Annotated in this window: 2 protein-coding genes; both read right to left on the reverse strand. The window is 34.7% G+C overall.

The features are described from left to right. Window positions 1–171 precede the first annotated feature (171 nt). Entirely contained in the window at window positions 172–483 is a 312-nt protein-coding gene (locus AC1TO5_RS21110) for an NUDIX hydrolase (RefSeq protein ID WP_482064812.1), read from the reverse strand. Between the two features lie 946 nt (window positions 484–1429). Next, the gene (locus tag AC1TO5_RS21115) at window positions 1430–1906 is read right to left on the reverse strand and encodes a DUF5412 family protein (protein ID WP_482064811.1); all 477 of its coding nucleotides are present in this window, start codon (window positions 1904–1906) and stop codon (window positions 1430–1432) included. Window positions 1907–2583 lie beyond the last annotated feature (677 nt).

The raw sequence follows: 2583 nt of genomic DNA on the forward strand, positions 1-2583 counted from the left end.
ATGTCTTATAGCTTTTAAGCCAATGTTAGTTTTTAAATATGTACTGTTCCAATCCTTTCGCATAACGTTCAGGTATTCACGAACTTCCGTAGGAAGTTGTCACTTGAATCTACTTCTCTGTCAGAGGCTTCACAGTGACCAAGGGCGTATGCCCGCCGCGTGAATACTGTGTTATGAGATGTTCGGGCCTTCTATGATTTTACTTACAATATCCATTATTGGTTTTGTGTAACTATCAAGATTTTTAATACCCTTTTGTGAAATCCATTGAACTTCAATAATGTCTTCATTATCTTTATTGTTTTTATCTAGTTTTATTTGCCCTTCAAACTCAGTTATTAGATATGTGTATTTTTTATTCTGTTCATCTATTAAATATAATCCTTTTACTTCAATTCCCGTTTCTTCTTTAACTTCTCTTATACAAGCCATTTCAGGGGTTTCATTCATTTCAATTCCCCCTCCGGGAAAATTCCATACGATAGCTCCTCTTTAAACATATTGTCTAACCATCAAAAGGTTGTCGTTTTGTATGATAACAGCTTGTGCAATGATTGGATACACCTTCCATCTTTTATTAATGGGCTTAATGTGTTCGTTTCTATTGGTTTTATATATTTTATTGCAGTGCTCGAATTTCTCATAACGTTCAGGTATTCACGAACTTGCGCAGCAAGTTGTCGCTGAATCTGCTTCTTCTGCCAATAGCATCAAAGTGACCAAGGCGTAGCCGCAGCTTGAATACGGTGTTATACGCTGTTGTAATCCGAACTCCTCGAATGAAGACAGGACGTCGACCTTCAACTAATCAGTTTCTTGATTATAAAATTTGTTTTCAAGTGTTCTTAAACAGCTTTAAATTGTACTTAAAATTCTTTTCAAGTGTTTCAAGTGTTTCAAGTGTTTCAAGTGTTTCAAGTGTTTCAAGTGTTTCAAGTGTTTCAAGTGTTTCAAGAATCATTTTCTTTATTCGATTTACAGTTGCAAAGTGATTTTCGAGAGTTTTTGATTATATATGCGTGGTTGCAAAGTGACCCTTTGCATTCAGAGTCTAACTAAGGTGAGGAAAGTCATTAGAGTAATTATTCATATTGTAATTGGGTTTACTTCAAACAACAAGGACGTTGTGGACGCACATGCTACCAATACAGTTAGGATTACAATGGCGTATAACGTTCAGGTATTCACGAACTTGCGTAGCAAGTTGTCACATGAATCTACTACTCTGCCAAAAGCATCATAGTGACCAAGGCGGAGCCGACGCGTGAATACTGTGTTATACGCTGTTGTAATCCGACTTCCTCGAATGAAGACAGGACGTCGACCTTCAACAATCCTTTTTATGTTCAGAAATCTAATGTTTTATCCCGCCATTTATGATGGTTTCGTTCTTATGAACTTAAACAAATGTCTTATTCTTTAGGCTCTGTTAATGTTGATTGTTGATTATCCTCCAAACTAATCCACCATCGAAATGAATCTCTTTTTCAACGTTCAATTTAACACTTCTGTTTGAGCTTGGATACCCTGGTTCTTTATTTACAATGTATAGAGTATTCTCATTTTTCCATTCCATAGAAAAGTTACTTTTCGCATCACTATGATAAACAGTCTTTGTTTTATTATCATCATGATAAGTTATTTCTACCCATAAATTAACTCCGCCAGCGGCACCTCCATAAGTCTTATAGTAAGCATTAGCAGTGTATTTGTCTGTTGGGGAGTTCACAGGTCCTTTATAAAATTCACCTTCAAGGTTATCGATTTTAAAAAAGTATGTATTGTATATCACTTGTGTAGAAATCATACCAATTCCTATCAAAGATGCAATTAACAGTTTTTTGGGAAATGGCTTCTTTTTGATAAAGAAAACAAATAGTACGAAACAAAAAATAGTAAATATCACAACAGTAATGAGAACAAGAATGAAGAAACCTAATAAGTATAAATAATTAATAATAACTCCTCCTTCGATGTAGTTTTCTTATTCCTTACATTTTAAGTTACGGAAACAAGCAAGATAAGGTTGTGAATATTTGGAATATACCGAGTTAATGATCAACAATGAAATTTAACATAGCCATTCTTTAATGAAGGTTTAACTAAGTGTTGCAACACTTGCAACATCATTGTCTTTATCAAGGTGTTTGTTGTAAAGTGCTTTTCCAATTTTTTTTGATCATGATGTGAGGTAGCAAAGTAACCCTTTTCATTCAGAGTCTAACTATGGTGAGGAAAATCTTTTGTGTAATGAATTTTATTGTTAATCGGTTTTCTTCGAACAACAAGGACGTTGTGAATGCTCACGCTATCAAAAACCTTCGGATTACAATGGCTTGTAACGTTTCTTGATTCACGAATTTGCGAATGCAAGTTGTCAGACAGCAAATACATCATTGAATTTCCTCTGCTGACCAAGGCGTAGCCGCAGCGTGAATCTTATGTTAGGTGATGCTCTTTTTACTTTCACATGTCTTTATCTTTTCAATAATTCCCCTAATAATTTCATCTTTGGGCAAACTACCATCAATGATGACATCTGCATTAGGTTTTACTTTCTCTAACATCTTTTCATATCCAAAT

The sequence above is a fragment of the Paenibacillus sp. Y930 genome (assembly GCF_056786375.1).